We start from the raw sequence: 15,883 nt of genomic DNA on the forward strand, positions 1-15,883 counted from the left end.
GGTCTGGGATGCCGCCCGGCGGTAGATCGCAGCCCGCCCACGCTGATTCGTCGACCTAGCCCACTGCGGTCTTCCTGGCATCCTCTCGAGATGACCGCACCTCTTCCCCGCACGATCCGGGCAGTCGACACCGAACAGCTCCTCGATCTGGAGCGGGAGGCTGGCGCGTACGGCTTCAGCCAGCGGCTTCCGGTCGACTGGCTTCAAGACCACCTCGCTCCCGGAGCGACGCACTACTTGTTCCCCGCACTCGTGCATCACCTCAGCCAAGGCGGGGCACGGCTGGAACAACACGATGGATAGGAAGATCAGTGCCGCCATATGGTCCGGCACGCCCAACGGGGGTGGGTTCTCGACCTGGACCGCTTCCTGCCCAAGTCGCGAGAAGTTCCGTACCAAGATCGGAACGCCCGCCGGTAGCAACGACCTGCGGACCGCTTACCAGGTCAGGAGCCTCGCCGCCGCCAGGTGCTAGCGACTAACTTGGGATACTCGTAGACGAGGTGAGAGGTGCATATGGCGGTTCACACTCCGGCTGAGCGTGCCCTGGCTCGCTCATACACCTCCGGTGATGGCGCGACCAGGCTCAATGTCACCGACCTGACGGTAGACCACCAAACGGACCGCAGCGTCACGTTGACCTACCGGCTCATCATCGAGCGGAAGGGTCACGCCGACGAGTGCTGGGTGTTCACACTGCCATGGAGCGACAGGTCCTTTGTGGACGTGTTCACCTCGTCTGCCCCTGATCCTGAGCGTCTTCGCCAACTGGTTGAGCTGGTGCGGGGCCTTTTGGAAGAGTGGTGGGATACCAAGGGGTACAACCGCCACTTCGCGAAGATGGGACGCCGGTGTCCCTGAGCTGCCTCTACGGGCAGCAGGTGAGACTCTCGGCGTAACGGAGGACTGACTGCATCGCCCTCCGCGTGTCCCGGTGCAATGGCACATCCTGGGCGGCCCTCATCTCCACCCCATCCATCCGCTTCACCGTGCTGCCCGCTGGCCCAGGCGTCGCAAGGTAGGCAGGGAGCAAAACCCGGAAACGCAAAAATGCGGCCCTCGCTGCCCGGTTCGAGACCGGGTGGCGAGGGCCGCTTCGCGATCTGCACCGTCCGGTGGTACAGCCGCACACGTTGCGGCTGTACCACCGTCGTTTTGTCTTACGCCGCCGTGTCAGGCCGGCCCGACAGCTCTTGGACCAGGTGATAGCCGCCGGCCAGGTCCATGTCGGTGCGCTCCCTGAGGAGTTTGATCGCGGACGTACTGTCCTCGTTGTCCAGAAGCGCCGACATCTCGTCGACGAGATCTGGAGAGAGAGACCTCAGGGCGTTCAGCGCCTGCTGGTAGGACGTGGGCAAAGAACTACCCTCGTTCAGAAGGTCCAGCGCCGCTGATCCGGTGCGAAGTCCGAGTCCCGAGTCCTTGCGCAGACGGGACACTGCCCTGGACACGCGGCCGCCCTGAGACAGAGCTTTCGCCTCGTTCTGCGCTTCCTGCTCCACCGGCGTGATCAACGCTGTGAGACGTGCCTTACTCGTGGTCATCTTCTTGGCCCCTCTCTCCTCAGCGACAGTGCTTCTTGATCATGTCGATCCCAAGGATGACGGAGGCCAGGCCGCCGAGGGTGGCGCCCAGCTCACTGAGCTTTTCCTCACCTTTGGCCACGCGGATCAGGAGGGAGGCGGACTTCTTCACGGAGCCCACCTTGCGGATGAACGCCCTCAGCTTGAGTATCTTGGCCACGGGTACGGCCCCACCCGCTATCGCTGCCCCGATGGCAGCCCCGCACTTCAGGCTCTGTGCCCAGCCGAAAGCCTGGACACCGGCCGGCGCCGGGAGATTTTCCTTCAGGTATGCCTGCACAGCGGCGTCGCCCCCCGCGACAACGCTGTCCGGCATCGCTTCGATGACGCTCAGAGTCTGGACAAGACGCTGCTCATCGGCAGAGACGGCGGTCTCGACGGCGGCCGTGCGCTCTGTGCCGGCGCTCTCCGATGCCGCAGCAGCACCCGTAAGGCCCGTGCTGAATATTGCAGCTGCGACAAGAGAAGCCGTCAGCGTGGTGAGCTTAGTGATCTTCAAGAGGTTCCCCCAACGATCGGTCGTACCCGGCTGGTCGGCCGGGCGTCGTCCGCCGATGCGGCTGGTCAGGCTACGCACCGAGGCGACGACAAAGTGATCTTCACAGTCAACGGCGGAAGAACACAACAGACTTGAGGATCATCTGAGGTGAATAGGATCTTCCCGGCCGGAAAGCACCGGCATCTCCTGGTCTCATGGAAGAACAGCAGGCAACTACAAGCGGGTCAGGTCCCGGACCGCGGCCAGAATGTGGGTGGAGTCGGTGCGCTGGCGTCCTCACTCCCGGAGCAGCCCGACGGCCCTGATCCGCTCCAGAGCGAGATCCAGGAGCCCATCGGCGTCCCTCGGCCAGGCGCTCGCGGAAGCCGGTCAGGACGCCGTGATGGAAGCCGGGATGCGGAGCCGAGCGCGGCCCGGCCCATTCCTTGCCGCCGCACCGTCGGAGCGACGCGCGGCCACCGCAGCACTGCAACGTCGTCGATAGGGTTCCCGATCACAGCTTCCCCGACGGCCTTGTCTCCGTAGCGGACTACCAAGGGGAGTCGATGGGCGATCGGCCACCCAGTGCCTGTCCGAGCATGTTCGTTGCGCAAACCGGCTGGCCTGGTAGGCAATCCGTTTCGATCAGTTCCAGCACCGTGCGGATATCGGTCGCTCGGTACGGACAGATGGTGCGAGAGGTCGTGTGCACAAGGTGCTCTTCCCACGCCTGCCGACTTCGATTCCACCCGAGTCCCACCGCTAGGTTTTCGGGGCGTTGGCCGTCCTAGCACCTCGCAGGCCCACAGCATGGGTGAAGGCCCCCGAGCACCGGCTAAGTGGGCACGAGGGCCTTGCTACACCTCTTGGAAAGTGCGGCTTCAGCCTAACAGTCCCCAGCTCACGGGCCTCGGCGCTCGGATTCGCGACGGCTGCAACTATTCTGCTCTCTCAGGCACGTCGTATGGGGAGAGGAGGCTGTGGTGGCGAAGCCGCTGCTGTTCGGGCGCATGGAGATCGGCCGGGTCTACAACATCAAGGCCTCGGTGGTCAGTAACAGCTGGGTGCACCGTGGCGTCCTCTCCTATGAGGACGCGGTGATCGTCTCAGGCAAGCCGTACTGGCCTGGTGGGTTTGTGGTTGCGCTGGCACTGACGCCGGGCAGTCGTGGCCGGCAACTGGATGAGCGGGAGCTGGCCGCGCTCGAGGTGGAGCAAGGGGCCGGGGTTCGGCCGATGAAGAAGGGCGAACTGCCGGCGCTGGTCGGTGCCCAGGAGTATGCCGAACTGTTCGGCATGACTCAGTTCGCGGTCAGCCAGGCGTCCCGTACGGGGTCGGGCCAGGTCGCGGAGGCTGACTACGAATTGTCGGGGTCCAAGGTGTGGTTGCTGGACACTGTGCTGGCTCACGCTCCGACGACGATGGAGATGTCCCGTAAGAAGATCTGGGTGCTGCGGGACGAGGTGGCGGCCGCGTTGCGTGAGGGCCATTACGAGGGTCCCGGTTCGTTCTTCTCCCAGCGAGGGAACAAGGCGAAGCCAGCTCCCGAGGGGGCGTAGGCGAAGTTGACCCCCTCCCCACAGAGAGTAGAATTGACTCACGAAGGGGAGGGGGCCTGTTAGATCGCCTTCCGGTTATGCCGCAATATAGGTCGCGATACAGAGATAGAGGAGGGGTCATGCTTCCTGTGCAGCTCGAGCTGCCCATCGCGCCCTTGCGGCATCCGGACCCGGTCGGCGCAGGGGTGAGCATCCAGGAGCGGTTCGAATCGTTCCACCAGCTCAACCCCTGGATCCTGGAGCAGTTGGAGGCGTTGACCGCCGACTGCGCCGAGCGCGGCCTGCGCCGCATCGGCATCGGCATGCTGTTCGAGGTTCTGCGCTGGCAGTACGGCCGTGCGACGCGGGGTGAGCCGTTCAAGCTCAACAACGACTTCCGCTCCCGCTACGTCCGCACCCTGCTCGACCGGCGCCCCGAGTGGAGCTCCCTGTTCGAGACCCGGGAGCTCCGCACCGCTTGACATAGGTCGCGATAGAACATCGCTATATCTCTTGGAGAACTGCATGACCCACCCCATACCGAAGCTCCGCACCCGCAAGCCCACCGGCGTTGTGCCGTGGCCAAAAATCCTGCTGGAAGGCGAGGAAAAGGCTGGCAAGAGCTTCGTAGCCGCTCAGTTCACCGGCTCAGACAAGACCGGCCAGGCGTACTGGCTTGAGCTGGGCGAGGACACCGCCGACGAGTACGCGCAGGTCCCGGGCGCGGACTACCTACTGATCGAACACAGCGGCGCCTACCGCGACATCCTCGGCCAGGTCGAGGCAGTGCACGCCGAGGCTAAGCGCGCAGCCGCCGCGAAGGAGCCCCCGATCGTTCTCGTCATCGACTCCGTGTCGCTGCTGTGGCGGATGCTCGTCAACTGGACCAACGAACGGGCCCGCCGCTCGAACCAGGGACAGCGGAAGCTGCGGCAGGACCCGGACGCCGAGGTCAAGCCGTCGATGAACTTGTGGAACGACGCGTACGAGCGGTGGGCGAAGGTCATGTACCTGGTGCGCACCATGCCCGGCATCGTGCTGCTTCTGGCGCGCGGCAAGGAGGTTGCCGCTGTCGACGGAAACGGCGACCCGATCCCAAAGTCGAAGGACTGGCGAGTGGAGGGGCACAAGTCCCTCGCCTACGACGCCACCGCGTGGGTGCGCCTGCGCCGCGAGGAGCAGCCGCAGATCATCGGAGCACGGTCTTTGAAGTTCCAGGTTCCCCGCGACGGGGAGCCGAGGGTCGTGCCGGACTTCTCCGTCGAGAAGCTGGTCTTCGGGCTGATGGGCTGCTCTATTCACACCCAGCCCAGGGCGACCCCTGAGCTCACTGGAGACCTGGCTCAGGTGTGGCTGCCGAGGGTGCAGGAAGCCGCGAAGGACGGTGTGGACGGCCTCAAGAAACTGTGGCGGGATGTCGAGGCGGACGAGGAACTGTCCCGTGAGGAGATCCGCGTGGTGCGTGCGGACATCGAGCGGAAGGCCACGGAGCTGAAGAAGCCCCAGAAGATGTCCGATCCGACCAGCGATGCCGCCAGGCTGCGGGCGGCCGCCCAGAAGGACGCCCAGACCGAAGACCCTGCTGAGGACGCGCCGGTCGACGAGTTCGCCGCCGCCTAGCCCTTCCCTTCCCCCTGTGATGCCGGGGCCCGTTGCCCACGGGCCGGGCCCCGGCATGCCCTCTTGGAGATCAGTGTGACCGCACCAACCCTTGCCCCGGCAAACCCCGTGTCGATCTGGGATGCCGCCCACGCCGCAGACGCCCGACGACCCCGCTCCGTACAGACCCAGTTGGGCGCGTCGGACACGATCTGTTCGCGACGGTCCGGGTACATCCTGGCCGGCGCCGAACGCACCAACTCCGGGGACAAGCGCGCCGCGATCCTCGGCACGTACATCCACAAGGGCCTCCTCGAGGACGCGCGGCGCGAGTACGGATGGCTCGTCGAGCGCACCGTCGCGGACGATGCGCTGCACGGGCACATCGACGTCGTCCAACTCGATACTGCGACCGCAGCCCGGCTGCCCAAGCGGCACGGGCCGGTTGAACCTGCCGAGGTCGTGACCGTTGAGGACGTGAAGACGAAGTCCAGCCGCGTCTGGGACCGCGTCGTGCGGTACGGGCCGACCGCGGCGGAGATGCGGCAGGTCCTGCTCTACGCGGGTCTGCTGCGCACGGTCGGCTTCGCGGACATCCCTGGTCAGCGGCACTTGCACCGGCTCGGACCGATCGACGTGCAGCGGATCCGGTTCCGGTTCGTATGCCGCGATACAGGCGAGGAGCACATTCAGGAGTTCCCGTTCGACGAGTGGCTGGGTGTTGAGGCCCGGTGGTGGGTGGACCGTGTCCTGGAGGCGGATTTCCCTGCAGAGCTTCGGCGGGATCACGACGGGCCTGGCCTGTCGGTGATCTGCGACAACTGCCCGTTCGTGGATGCCTGCTGGCCAGGAGCGGCTCCTGGCCGTCCCGCCCAGACGGTCCTCATCCACGACGATGAGGACCGGGCCAAGGCGCTGGCCGACTACGTACGCGCGCATGAGCGTTACCGGGAGAGCAAGCGGGTGAAGGAGACCGTCCGCGCGATGCTCGACGACTCCCCCGAAGGCAACTACGGCGACAACCATCTGGGCTGGGGCGGCGGACACGACAAGGAAGAGACCGACGTCGCGGCCATGGTCGAGCAGTTCGAGGACGCCGACCTGGTCGTGCCGATGGTCCCGGATACGGATTCGATGATCCATATTCTGCGCCGCGCTGGCATGGTCGTGCCTCGGCGCAAGGCTGCTGGCCAGAAGACCGCCCGCTCTATCAAGATCAGCCGGGCCCGTAAGGCCGCTTGACGGCCTCTGTGGCGGCCCCGCACGCGCGGTGCGGGGTTCGGCCCCCTCTTGATCATTCGAAGCCCTGTTATCGCCCTGGAGGCATGCCCCGTGACAATTCTGCGCCGCCACCTCAGCACCGGGTACACGGTGCTGCCGACGGCCACCCTGGAGGATTCCCGGCTCTCATTCCGAGCCAGGGGCATCCTCGGATACCTGATCGCGAAGCCGGATTCGTGGAAGGTCCGTACGGAGTCGATCGCGAAGGCGGGCAAGGAGGGGCGGGACGCGGTTCGCGAAGCGGTGAAGGAACTCAAGGTGCTCGGCTACTACCGGGTGGTGACCGAACGGCTCGACAACGGGCAACTCGTCAAGGTCACGGAGGTGTACGACACGGTGCAGGAGTGGGCGGGGCAGGAGTACCTGGATCAGGAGGCGCGGCGCATCACGCGCAGGCTCGGCCGGGAGTTGGAACGGGATAGTCCTGCTGCGGCCGAAGACGGCTTCTCAGGCGTCGGCTCTCCAGTCATCGGCGCACCGGGGACAGGTGGTTCAGGCGATATAGGAAGTAACCAGAGCCAACACCCAGAGAAAGAGAACCCCCCTACCCCCACGGCTGACGCCGCAGGGGAGCCCGCTGCCGCTGGCGAGGACAAGCCGCTGGGCGATACGCCGCCTGCTTCTGGCTGTTCGACTCACCCGGACGGGGCCGGGCCTTCGTGCCGTGGCTGCGGTACGAGTCCGAGGCAGCAGCGGGAGGCGGAGCAACGGGCACAGAAGGAGCGGTTCAAGAAGGCCGAGCGGGAGGCGAACGAGCGGGTGCTGAAGTCGGTGCGGCGCACTCCAGGCGGGCAAGGGCTGTCGGCGGTTGCCCGCCAGAGCATTGACGCGATGCGTGATGTGCGCGTGAGGAGCGCCGATGACGGCAGCGAGCGGAATCTCGACACGAGATAGGTCGCATCTGATATGAAGATGGCCGCAAGGATCTCAGTTGCCATCTCCACTCCAGGGAGTAGAATTCAGACGCAATGCAGCACTTAGGAGGGAGACCCGCAGCGACCGCTCACCTGTGACGTCGTCATGGCGGGGCCGCCCCGCACGCCCCTTCCGCCAGCGCCCACGGCAGACTCGACGCGACCGCAGATAGGTCGCGATCTAAAGAATCAGATCGGATCCTCATGCTGAACGCCGCCTCGGCAGTTGCCGCCATCCGCGACGACTACGGGCCCGAGGAGTTGGATGCGCTCGCCATCTACAGCAACGTCCACTCCGTACTCGAATCCCTCGGGCTGCACCCGTACATCGAGACCCGTGGGGGTCTTGCCGTGTGCGCGTACGCGCCGGACGGCACCCTGGTGGTGGTGGCCTGCCAGGACTCCCTGCCCCTTCGGCGCCGCCGGCTGTTGGGCTGGCACGTCTCGCATGTCCCGGAGGACTCCAACAGCCCACTGTGGCGGTGCATCGTGCGCGACACGATCCCCGAGGACCTGTGCAAGTCGCCCGGTGATCTACGGCTCGACGCGATAGCCGAGGCAATCACCCAGCACTTGGCCACCTGCTCGCACACCGTAGGGGCGGCAGGCGCATGAGGCTCTCGGACGACGACCTGCAGATGGCGGTCCGTGACTTCTTTGCCCCGGCGCAACTGCTGGAGTTCATCGACCTGGCCGATGGCCTGGCCCGTGCCGAGTGGGGTGAGCAGCAGTTCCAGGAGCGCGAGGGCCGCTTCACTGTGCGCCGCTTGGACGGGGAGCCCGACGCGGGGGCACTGACTGTGTGGACGCCGGCGCCGGGCGGGTTCCGCTACGAGATCGAGGGCCCGCGAGGCGTGCGCTTCGGATATGTCACCTGGCGTGAGGCCTACGAGTTCGCCGGCAAGAGGCTGACCGCGGTGCGCTATGGCGCGCTTCGCGAGGTGGTCGAGCGGGCTCGGGTGCATGAGGCGTCGTACGTGCCGTGCCCTGGGCCGTACGCAGGCCCCGGGGTGTGGGACGCGCAGTTCTATCGCCGCTGGTCGCGCCACACCATGACGCTCCAACTCCAGGCCGCTGCCGCTCTGGACGCGATTCTGCCCGCTGCCGTCGCGCATCCCTACCTGTTCTGAACCGCCCTCCACCGCAAGGAAGCACCACCCTCGTGATCAACTCCACCACCTCGGCCGCCTGGACCTCTTTCGCGCCCTGCGCAGGCCTGGATGGCTACATCCCTGACGACTCGCTCCTTCGCGCTCCGACGCAACTCCTCCAGGCCTGCGGTCCGCTGATGGAGGACTGCGCGGCCCTTTGTCCGTTCGTGGTGCAGTGCTACGACCGGGTGCGGCCGGAGGCCGGCCACTTCGACGGTGTGTGTGCGGCCCGGATATGGGTCAACGGGAAGGCGGTTGCCGTAGCCGAGGAGGCGCCTGCGCTGCCGAAGCTGCCGACCCAGGCGGGGACGTGCGGGACGAGCAGCGGGGTGGCGGGGCATCGACGGCTGAGTGAGGCGCTGTGCGGGGAGTGTCGGGTGACGGCGCAGCGGGCCAGTGCGCGTCACGCTGGGGCGGCGAGCATCCGCAAGCGCAGCCGCCGGGGCATTGCGCTGGTTGGGGCTGCGTCGTGATAGAGCCGCGGATCGCGTTGACGGGACCGCGAGGGGGGGCGCCGAGATCCTCAAGATGCGCGACTACGGGTGGCGGCGGTCCGTGCCGTTCAAGTGGTCGCGTGGCATGGACTGAGCCTCCGCCGACTTGAAGTCCCAGGTCAAAGGGGCTGGCGTGACGGCCTTTCGGGTGCTCGCGCTGGTCGGGGCGGCAGTCTGCGGGGTAGATCGTCGGTCAGTGTCCAATCAGTCCCTGTCCGGCCGAAGTCGTGACTACTTCATGTCCTCAGTCGGCGGTGTGCGCAGGCGGAACGTTGTAGCCGCTGGCTGCGGGGTTCCGGCGGATGGCTGTGCGGCAAGCCCACCGTCTCGTCCTTGCAGCGAAGAGTGCAACCTGATCGTGACCGAGTGTTCTACAACCGTGCGCAGCGTCACATCTGGTTTCTGCCGAACACGCGGGGATGTCCGGATAGATGGCGTTGATGCGTGAGTTCAGTAGCGCCTAAGAAGGTGGACGGCGCGACGAACCCGACCACCAAGAGTGAGGGCTACAACTACGTGTCCAGTTTAGCTAGACGAAAAGGCATCATGGCTCGCATAGCCATGGGTGTCGCGGCTGCTCTGTTCCTGGGATCCGGGATAGCAACCGCCGCACCCGAGCCCGACTTGCCCCCCACCTCCAATCCCAACGCCGCTCCCTCCTCCCGCCCGGCAGCAGGTCCGGAGAACAACGTCCTGGCCGGCAACCGACCGGTGTCGGGCAAGAACCCGCAGGCCGGCCCGACCTGGACTCAGGTGGGCGGGGTGTGGCAGGTCAACACCACCGAGACGGTCCTGCGCAACACCGTGACCGACAAGGACAACGACACAGCGAACCTGACGTTCGAGGTCTACACGACTGACGCTTTCGGCAAGCCGAAGACTCAAGTGAAGCTTGATGACAGCCAGTTCGGCGTCCTCGTGTCCAAGTTCGTGCCATCCGGCTCGACGGCAGAAGTCAAGGTCGAGCACGGGAGGCTGAAGCCGGGCGTCACCTATGCCCTCCACACCTCCGCCTACGACGACAGCGGCCTGTACGAGACCGAGTGGTCCCCGTGGGTCAACTTCAAGATCCGCAACCGGTCCGTCGACATCAAACTGCTCGAGCCCAAAAAGGACACACCGCCCCTTAGCCAGGACGGCCACCAGCAGCCACAGGCGATCGCCCAGCCGGATGTGAAACCGGTGCCACCGGCCGAGCCGCCCATCGGCCGCAGCGCGGCAGACGGCTGGAGCTGTGGCGAGGTGAATGAGAAGACGAACATTCAACCGTGTTCACGTCTGGTGCCGGACAACAGCAAGAAGACCCGCGCCGCCCTCACCAAAGGGACGAACGGGACGAGGGCGCCACTGCCTCACCTGGTCGACTGGTGCGAGGGCTTCGGCAACTCGCACATCAAACGGTATGAGGCCTGCATCGGCAGCTTCACCTTCGAGTACGTAGGCATCGTCGTCAAGGACGGCAGGCCCACCGGTGAGATCCTGAACGCCTCGTGGGCCGTCGGCCAAGAGGTAAAACTGGCGGGGAACTCGGCAACGTTCACCCAGCAGCTCACCCTCGTGCCGGTGGCGGTCGATGCGAAGTTCGTGTCGGTGACGCTGGACGTGCGGTTCGACTGCATGATGCCTGACCGGTGCACCAACGGCCCGCAGTCGTGGGACGGGGCACTGGAATGGGTGGGTGCGGATCCGTTCTCGCACACGGCGGTCGGGAAGATCGACCACACCTGGAGCACGGCGAACAATGCCGACACGCTCGACCTGTCCACGAAGATCACCGCTTACTCGCCGGTGGCGAACCCGGCCGCCTCGCGCTGGCAGGCCGATGGCGCGCAGATCCGCTGCGACAAGATTTCCTCCACGACACCGGGCTGCGCGTTCCACAAGTACATCCCGACGTGGGTGATGAACTTCGACAAGACGCCGGCCGCGGTCGCGCACGCGTGGCTGATCCAGTCCAAGCTGCCCAACCACCCGGGCAGCAAGGCGCACAACAAGCCGATGTTTTTCCTCCCGGACGCGTCCAAGAACGCCCCGGGCCGTGACCCGAACAAGAACCGGGACGTGATCTGCCCCAGGAACAGTGATGGCTCAAGCTGGGCCAGCAAGCATGGCAACCCGGACGCCACGCCCGTCCCGGAGATCAGCGCGGGCGACAAGGTGTCGTGCGACGAGTTCGCTTATGCCTCCAGCTACAACTCCGGCGGCATGCCCGGCGGCATCATCGGTGGCCTGAACCCGGTCTCTTCGGGCGACAAGTGCGTGCAGACCTACGCCACCCGCGTCAAGCAGGGCGAGTGGCACCTGTACGACGACGAGCGCAAGGCGGCCCCGACGTGGAGTGAGGTCTGCGGCCGCTCCGCCATGTCCAGTTGGATCAACTCCACCTCGATGGGCGGCGCGTTCAGCTCCGGATTCTCCGGTAAGTACCGGCTGCTCGACAAGGACCTCTACTGGGTGAACTTCCCCCAGTTCGGGCACTGCGACGCCTCCAAGGCGACCGTGACCTGCGCGGTCCCCAAGCCGTAAGGAGCCGGGTGGTCCGGCAGGGACACTGCTCCTGCCGGACCACCCGGCGTTAACGAGGACCGTCCAGAAGGATTCGGCCCTCGGGAGACTGCGGCTCCTCCCCGGGGGCCACCCACGTCAGCCCTCCGCACACGGTCAATGCGGGCCACTTGTCCTCGTCGCGCCAGCCGTCGGGTTCGATAAGGCAGCGGCCCTTTTCCAGAGCGTCGGCGATCTCGGTGAGCCACGCCTGAAGCGGCCAGCCCGAGGTGGACTCCGGGATGAGATCCGGTTCGCGGTCGACCACCCACCGGCCAAGATTGCCGTAAGACGGTTCATCCGGGCGGGCATCGATGTAGAGCCCGTGCCACATGTCGTCCGGAGTACAGGAGATCGGAATACGACCCGGTTCGCGTTCCCAGTCGCGAGTCTGCATCACGTAGGCGCTTTGCAGCTGCCCCAGTCGATACCAGCCCTGGCCCCCCGGCAAGAACCCGGCGGGCCACCAGCTCTTCCCGTCCTCAGGATCGTCGATGCCGTCGTGAAGCCGGTACCAGGCTCGCAGCGCGGGCGGAAACGTCACACCGATCGTCTCCTCCACGGCGGCGATATCGGCATCACCGGCCGCAGGGCGCAGCAGTACGGCGGACGCCGGGGCGTGGGCATGCAGCCACTTCTCTACGCGCCCCCAGGCCACAGTGACCTGCGCGACCGACCCTTCTACGTTCCGTTGATCTGCCATACCCCCACCGTACAAGCGGGTTCGAAGGCCCCTCTATGAGTATCGTCGTGCTCACCCCGGTTGCGGCCAGTATCCGTCAGCGGTTGACTTCGCGGTTCGTCAGGACGAGCAGGGCGCGCAGGAGGTGGGTGGCGCCGGCGGGGTCGGTGCGGAGTTGGTGAGGGTCGCCAGTTCTTCACGTGGGCGAAGCCGTGCTCGACCGGTGCACGTCCGACGGCGAGGACTCGGTTGGCGTCCTTCTGGCTGGGGGTGAGTTCGTGGGTGCGGGTGGCTGTGAAGCCCGTGACGATCACGGGGTCGCGTACGTCGTTGTCCAGGCCGCGGAAGCCGACGTCCGCGAGGGCGCCGAGGCCGACTGCGCGCAGGTGAGCCAGGACATGGTGGTGGCGGGCGGCGGTGTTGTCGTGGGTGCGCCGGGCCGGGCGGCGGATCTCCAGATCAGGCGGCCCCTCTCATCGGTCAGGGCGAGGAAGTGCAGGCCGTGATGACTGTGCTTTCCGGAGTAGTTCTTGCGGTCGGCTCTTCCGGTGCGGCGCTGGGTGGGAACGAGGGTGCCGTCGATCAGAACCACCTCCCCGCCCTTCTTGGTGACTTCCCTCAGTGCGCGGTTCAGGCGCGGTGCCTGGGCAGCGAGCAGGGCGATCAGCTCGTCCCGCCAGCGACGGACGGTGGACTCGGACAAGTTGTTACCGACGGCCATGTCGGCCAACCGCTGGTCGTGGCGCAGCACGGCCAGGACGATCACCGCGATAAGAAGGCCGAGAAGGACTGCTTCAAGGTGTGGGGCAAGGTCGCCACCAAGGAGAACTCGGCGCACAAGGACATGACACACACCATCCCGTACGACGAGGTGTCGGGCCGCAAGTCTGCCGAGGAGATGACTGCGGCACTCGCTGCCGCCAGCGGCTCATAGCTCAACGCCCATTTGTGACTTGGTGGTTCGGATTTGACCCACCCCCATTCGAGAGTAGAATTAAGATACGAGGTGGGCAGGTGAACCCGATCCGCCCACCTCATCCACACCCCACCCGAGGACTCCATGAACAGCGACAGCACCCCTGCCCGCGATGACAGCAGCGCGCCGACCAGCACACACCTGTACTCCACCAGCCAAGTCCCCGCGCACCTGCTCGCCCTCGCCGCCGACACAGCCGACACCCTCGGCCCGGAATGGGAAGTGACCGGACTCCTGTCCACCGCGATGCTGACCCACCCACTCGGCTTCCGCGTCAGCCTCGACACCCAAGCGGACACGCTCCGCATCAGCGCCTTCGTCACCACCAGCCACAACCCGGCAAAGCTTCCGGAAGCCATCTCCCACACCATGTCGATGCCGCGCCGAGGCGCAGACTCCAAGGACAGCGCGGCCCTCGCGAGCGTCATCCACACCAAGGTCCTGCCGCACTACGGACGCCTCGACGCCATCGCAGCCCTGCGGCTGCTCAGCCTGCCGCTGCGCGACGCGAAAATCCCCGCCATCGCCCAGGGCAGCACAGACCACGCCGAGATCAACCTGCGCGCCAACGACGGCGGCAACCCCGTCCTCACCATCGTCATCACCTTCCCGCACCGCGACGGCGTGCACGTCGGCTTGCTCCTCGACCGACTCAACACCCGCCAGGCCATCCGCTGCGCCCGGCCCGCACTGCCCGCACAACTGCCCGGCGACACGGATCCCACCCTCGGGTTTGCCCCCGAAGTGCACACCGTGCTGGACGCCATACCGGGACTGCACGCCGCCTTCTCTCAGTCCGGCCCCCGATTCACGATCGTCCGGACGCCCACCGACGATCTCAAGATCCGCCACGACGCACGCGCCATCGACCCCGATGCGCCGCTCACCCTCGCGATCCCGGAAACCAGTGTCGCCACCGCATACGCCGTGCTCCGCGCCTACGCGGCCCAGTAGGCAACTGCCCGCCGCAGGCCCTGGCGCCAACGAACGGGCTCCCCGAAACACCACGAGGACATAGCACCGCCATGACGAGCCAACCCCAGACGACCACCGTCACCGACCATTCCTCAGCCGAGGAGTTCAGCGAATACCTCACGGGCCTCAACCCCACCGTCCGCAATCTCATCTCCGCCGCTGTCGCCCTGGCCCGGATCGACGAACTCGGCTGGGCTCCGCGCAGCGGCTACCCCGGCAGTGACGAGCAGTGGCAAGTCCACTGCCTGGTATGCGGCTGGAGTGGAGAGCGGTTCTACAGCCACCTGCGCCGGGACCGCCCCCGCAAGCGGCACGACGGCTGCGCCCCGCCGAGCAAGCGCCCGCAGGTGCTCGCGGCGCTGGCCGCTTACGCGAAGGACTCATGCAACTGCCGCGCAGATCACCCCACCACCCCGGACCAGACAGCCCACGTCATTGAGGCCATCGTCGACGCCTACCGCCAGGAGGACTCCGCGCGCCTCCTGGCCGGGCTCGGTCGGCTCCTCGCCCCCTGCCCCGCCACGGCCGCACGCGCCGCTGCCGTGGCCGAGTACACCTCCGCACGCAACTGACCCCACCGAGAAGGGAAGCACGATGCCCACCTACCAGCCCGGCGACCACGTCAGCGTCCTGTACCTGTCGAAGAAGCACGGCACCTGCCTCACCTTCAACCGCACCGTCATCGAGACGGAGCCCCACGAGCGGCGCGGCCAGCGGGTGTGGGTCAACATGCCCGACGACGCCGCGTACGGCACACCACTGGACTTCTTCGCCGACAACGACTCCATAGCCCTGATGGACGGCGACCCCATCGAGTCACAGAGCCCGGCGCACCTGGCCATGAACCTGACGTGGCACCTCGCTGCCGCCGCGCCCAGTTCGGCACAGATGATCTGGCCGCACGGCCGCCATCACGCGCCCGTCAAGGTGGCGTTCACCGAGGCGGCGCGCGCCGAGCACGCCCGCGCCGCCGCCCGCTGCATCCAGCAGTGGCGCTCCATCGACCCGGCAGGGTTCACCGAGTGGCTGCACTCCATCGCCCCGACTCCCAGCGGAGCCTGACGTGGCGGGCTGGATGCGCGGCATGTGGCGCATCACGATGTGGCACCCCGACAACGACAACGAGAGTCACGTCTACCTGGTCCCTCACTGGCAGGCACGCACCGAGCAAGCCGCCCGTACCGTCGCGGCGGCCCGCCATGCCGACATGGCCTCGGTGATGACCGACCCGACTCACTTGCACGAGATGATCGTCGGCGAGGTGGCGTTCAGGCCCGCCGTGCGCTCGAAGGAACGGGCCGTCGCCTGGGTGGCGCTCGTACAGCAGGACGCGATCACCGAACGCGGATGGCCGCTTGCCGCAGAGCGCGGCGGACACCTGCGCGATGAAGTCCACAAGTCCGCACTGTCATACACCTGGCACACGCCTTACGGCGTCGTCTGGATCAACCAGGGCTGACCCTCGCCCGACCGGCTAGAGCGGTCGCCCTCCCCATCACGGCCCGCCCCTGCGGGGGCGGGCCTCCGCATGCCCACACCCCTTCACTGAAAGCGATCAACCTGTGACGCAACTCGACCTGTTCGTTGGCCTGGAAGAAGAGCCGGAGCCCGTACCCGCGACCTTCACACGAGCCCAAGTGCCTGTTGCACCGCCCAGCCCTCCGCCCG

19 protein-coding genes and 1 pseudogene are annotated in these 15,883 nt (G+C 66.5%); 16 read left to right on the forward strand and 4 right to left on the reverse strand.

Annotated features, from left to right (window positions below; translation table 11 throughout):
* Positions 1 to 90 precede the first annotated feature (90 nt).
* Positions 91 to 303: a hypothetical protein gene (locus ABCR94_RS00440; RefSeq protein ID WP_347118504.1), complete on the forward strand. Its 213-nt coding sequence runs from the start codon at positions 91 to 93 to the stop codon at positions 301 to 303.
* A gap of 213 nt (positions 304 to 516) precedes the next feature.
* Positions 517 to 861, forward strand: a complete 345-nt coding sequence (locus ABCR94_RS00445; RefSeq protein ID WP_347116930.1) for a hypothetical protein — start codon at positions 517 to 519, stop codon at positions 859 to 861.
* Between the two features lie 299 nt (positions 862 to 1,160).
* Here the strand turns inward: ABCR94_RS00445 and ABCR94_RS00450 are convergent, their stop codons facing one another.
* Together ABCR94_RS00450 and ABCR94_RS00455 are read right to left on the reverse strand one after the other, a co-directional pair.
* A complete protein-coding gene (locus ABCR94_RS00450; protein ID WP_347116931.1) occupies positions 1,161 to 1,544 on the reverse strand; it encodes a hypothetical protein in 384 nt (127 codons plus the stop codon).
* Between the two features lie 19 nt (positions 1,545 to 1,563).
* Positions 1,564 to 2,160 carry a hypothetical protein gene (locus tag ABCR94_RS00455; protein WP_347116932.1) on the reverse strand — a complete coding sequence of 199 codons (597 nt, stop codon included), beginning with the start codon at positions 2,158 to 2,160 and terminating at the stop codon, positions 1,564 to 1,566.
* Positions 2,161 to 3,044: 884 nt separating this feature from the next.
* Between ABCR94_RS00455 and ABCR94_RS00460 the strand changes: the two genes are divergently transcribed.
* The 9 genes from ABCR94_RS00460 to ABCR94_RS00500 all read left to right on the forward strand — a co-directional run bounded on the left by ABCR94_RS00460 (position 3,045) and on the right by ABCR94_RS00500 (position 11,564).
* Positions 3,045 to 3,620, forward strand: a complete 576-nt coding sequence (locus ABCR94_RS00460; protein WP_347116933.1) for a hypothetical protein — start codon at positions 3,045 to 3,047, stop codon at positions 3,618 to 3,620.
* A 119-nt stretch (positions 3,621 to 3,739) separates the two neighbouring features.
* A complete protein-coding gene (locus ABCR94_RS00465; RefSeq protein ID WP_347116934.1) occupies positions 3,740 to 4,081 on the forward strand; it encodes a hypothetical protein in 342 nt (113 codons plus the stop codon).
* A 43-nt stretch (positions 4,082 to 4,124) separates the two neighbouring features.
* Positions 4,125 to 5,219 (forward strand): DEAD/DEAH box helicase family protein, encoded by a 1,095-nt coding sequence (locus tag ABCR94_RS00470; protein WP_347116935.1) that lies wholly within the window; start codon positions 4,125 to 4,127, stop codon positions 5,217 to 5,219.
* Between the two features lie 75 nt (positions 5,220 to 5,294).
* Positions 5,295 to 6,440, forward strand: a complete 1,146-nt coding sequence (locus ABCR94_RS00475; RefSeq protein ID WP_347116936.1) for a hypothetical protein — start codon at positions 5,295 to 5,297, stop codon at positions 6,438 to 6,440.
* A 90-nt stretch (positions 6,441 to 6,530) separates the two neighbouring features.
* Entirely contained in the window at positions 6,531 to 7,373 is an 843-nt protein-coding gene (locus ABCR94_RS00480; RefSeq protein WP_347116937.1) for a hypothetical protein, read from the forward strand.
* 224 nt (positions 7,374 to 7,597) lie between these two features.
* Positions 7,598 to 8,008: a hypothetical protein gene (locus ABCR94_RS00485; RefSeq protein WP_347116938.1), complete on the forward strand. Its 411-nt coding sequence runs from the start codon at positions 7,598 to 7,600 to the stop codon at positions 8,006 to 8,008.
* Positions 8,005 to 8,523 carry a hypothetical protein gene (locus ABCR94_RS00490; RefSeq protein ID WP_347116939.1) on the forward strand — a complete coding sequence of 173 codons (519 nt, stop codon included), beginning with the start codon at positions 8,005 to 8,007 and terminating at the stop codon, positions 8,521 to 8,523. Before ABCR94_RS00485 ends, ABCR94_RS00490 begins: the two co-directional genes overlap by 4 nt.
* 32 nt (positions 8,524 to 8,555) lie before the next feature.
* Entirely contained in the window at positions 8,556 to 9,017 is a 462-nt protein-coding gene (locus tag ABCR94_RS00495; RefSeq protein WP_347116940.1) for a hypothetical protein, read from the forward strand.
* A 489-nt stretch (positions 9,018 to 9,506) separates the two neighbouring features.
* Entirely contained in the window at positions 9,507 to 11,564 is a 2,058-nt protein-coding gene (locus tag ABCR94_RS00500) for a hypothetical protein (protein WP_347116941.1), read from the forward strand.
* A 49-nt stretch (positions 11,565 to 11,613) separates the two neighbouring features.
* On the opposite strand, the gene ABCR94_RS00505 is transcribed toward ABCR94_RS00500, so the two are convergent.
* Both ABCR94_RS00505 and ABCR94_RS38995 read right to left on the reverse strand, forming a co-directional pair.
* The gene (locus ABCR94_RS00505) at positions 11,614 to 12,285 is read right to left on the reverse strand and encodes an SMI1/KNR4 family protein (protein ID WP_347116942.1); all 672 of its coding nucleotides are present in this window, start codon (positions 12,283 to 12,285) and stop codon (positions 11,614 to 11,616) included.
* Positions 12,264 to 12,985 (reverse strand): annotated as a pseudogene (locus ABCR94_RS38995) (transposase family protein). The gene ABCR94_RS00505 and the pseudogene ABCR94_RS38995 overlap by 22 nt, the downstream one beginning before the upstream one ends.
* Positions 12,986 to 13,003: 18 nt before the next feature.
* Between ABCR94_RS38995 and ABCR94_RS00520 the strand changes: the two are divergent.
* The 5 genes from ABCR94_RS00520 to ABCR94_RS00540 all read left to right on the forward strand — a co-directional run bounded on the left by ABCR94_RS00520 (position 13,004) and on the right by ABCR94_RS00540 (position 15,674).
* On the forward strand, positions 13,004 to 13,198 hold the full coding sequence (locus ABCR94_RS00520; RefSeq protein WP_347116944.1) for a hypothetical protein: 195 nt from the start codon (positions 13,004 to 13,006) through the stop codon (positions 13,196 to 13,198).
* Positions 13,199 to 13,324: 126 nt separating this feature from the next.
* Positions 13,325 to 14,194 carry a hypothetical protein gene (locus ABCR94_RS00525; RefSeq protein WP_347116945.1) on the forward strand — a complete coding sequence of 290 codons (870 nt, stop codon included), beginning with the start codon at positions 13,325 to 13,327 and terminating at the stop codon, positions 14,192 to 14,194.
* A gap of 71 nt (positions 14,195 to 14,265) precedes the next feature.
* The gene (locus tag ABCR94_RS00530; protein WP_347116946.1) at positions 14,266 to 14,787 is read left to right on the forward strand and encodes a hypothetical protein; all 522 of its coding nucleotides are present in this window, start codon (positions 14,266 to 14,268) and stop codon (positions 14,785 to 14,787) included.
* Between the two features lie 22 nt (positions 14,788 to 14,809).
* On the forward strand, positions 14,810 to 15,277 hold the full coding sequence (locus tag ABCR94_RS00535) for a hypothetical protein (RefSeq protein ID WP_347116947.1): 468 nt from the start codon (positions 14,810 to 14,812) through the stop codon (positions 15,275 to 15,277).
* 1 nt (position 15,278) lies between these two features.
* A complete protein-coding gene (locus tag ABCR94_RS00540) occupies positions 15,279 to 15,674 on the forward strand; it encodes a hypothetical protein (RefSeq protein WP_347116948.1) in 396 nt (131 codons plus the stop codon).
* Positions 15,675 to 15,883 lie beyond the last annotated feature (209 nt).

The organism is Streptomyces changchenzhani (assembly GCF_039766235.1).
GTDB lineage: Bacteria > Actinomycetota > Actinomycetes > Streptomycetales > Streptomycetaceae > Streptomyces.

Coding starts and splice junctions, on each gene's coding strand:
- ABCR94_RS00445 (WP_347116930.1), top strand. CDS start 517: ATGGCGGTTCACACTCCGGCTGAGCGTGCCCTGGCTCGCTCATACACC.
- ABCR94_RS00465 (WP_347116934.1), top strand. CDS start 3,740: ATGCTTCCTGTGCAGCTCGAGCTGCCCATCGCGCCCTTGCGGCATCCG.
- ABCR94_RS00470 (WP_347116935.1), top strand. CDS start 4,125: ATGACCCACCCCATACCGAAGCTCCGCACCCGCAAGCCCACCGGCGTT.
- ABCR94_RS00485 (WP_347116938.1), top strand. CDS start 7,598: ATGCTGAACGCCGCCTCGGCAGTTGCCGCCATCCGCGACGACTACGGG.
- ABCR94_RS00525 (WP_347116945.1), top strand. CDS start 13,325: ATGAACAGCGACAGCACCCCTGCCCGCGATGACAGCAGCGCGCCGACC.
- ABCR94_RS00490 (WP_347116939.1), top strand. CDS start 8,005: ATGAGGCTCTCGGACGACGACCTGCAGATGGCGGTCCGTGACTTCTTT.
- ABCR94_RS00450 (WP_347116931.1), bottom strand. CDS start 1,544: ATGACCACGAGTAAGGCACGTCTCACAGCGTTGATCACGCCGGTGGAG.
- ABCR94_RS00535 (WP_347116947.1), top strand. CDS start 14,810: ATGCCCACCTACCAGCCCGGCGACCACGTCAGCGTCCTGTACCTGTCG.
- ABCR94_RS00530 (WP_347116946.1), top strand. CDS start 14,266: ATGACGAGCCAACCCCAGACGACCACCGTCACCGACCATTCCTCAGCC.
- ABCR94_RS00440 (WP_347118504.1), top strand. CDS start 91: ATGACCGCACCTCTTCCCCGCACGATCCGGGCAGTCGACACCGAACAG.
- ABCR94_RS00505 (WP_347116942.1), bottom strand. CDS start 12,285: ATGGCAGATCAACGGAACGTAGAAGGGTCGGTCGCGCAGGTCACTGTG.